Source organism: Streptomyces sp. DH37 (assembly GCF_029813835.1).
In the GTDB taxonomy this organism is placed as follows: Bacteria; Actinomycetota; Actinomycetes; order Streptomycetales; family Streptomycetaceae; genus Streptomyces.
In genome coordinates this window covers 1-464 of record NZ_JARVKV010000178.1, presented here as the reverse complement: position 1 = coordinate 464, position 464 = coordinate 1, and the positions used below count along the sequence as shown (strand labels likewise).

Here is a 464-nt window from a genome sequence, read left to right as displayed (position 1 = left end):
ACCCTCAAACGTTCAGATGTTCCACTGATGAGCGACGTCAACGCATTCAAGGCGCTGTCTCTGGGCACGACAATCTGCCTAGGCATGATCGCGGTCGCCGCCTGTACGATTCATCTGCGGGGCGACGAAGATCAACCTCAGGCCGCTGGATCGGTCGCTCAGGACGCAGATCCCGCAGCGGCTGAGCTCGAGCGATGCCGTACCATCAGCTACGAGCAAAAGGACCGGCTTGCCGAGTGCCGCAAGATCTGGGCCGACAAGCGGCGCCAGTTTCTCGGATCCGACCGGGGGACCGCAGTCAGTCCCGAACGGCGAGATCCAGGCGACCCGCCGTCTGCATCCATCAAGGATCAGAGCCGATTGCCGTCGATTTTCTTCCCCGCGCCAACGCAAAGCGAGCGATAAATGGGTGGTACAGGCATCATCGACCAGTTTTTGGAGACGTTTACCCGCTATATCGATTC

1 protein-coding gene is annotated in these 464 nt (G+C 59.7%); it reads left to right on the top strand.

From position 1 onward, the window contains the following. Nucleotides 1–405: putative entry exclusion protein TrbK-alt (trbK-alt, locus tag QC029_RS30555; RefSeq protein WP_279559088.1), on the top strand; the 405-nt coding region annotated here is incomplete at its 5' end. Nucleotides 406–464: the final 59 nt, after the last annotated feature.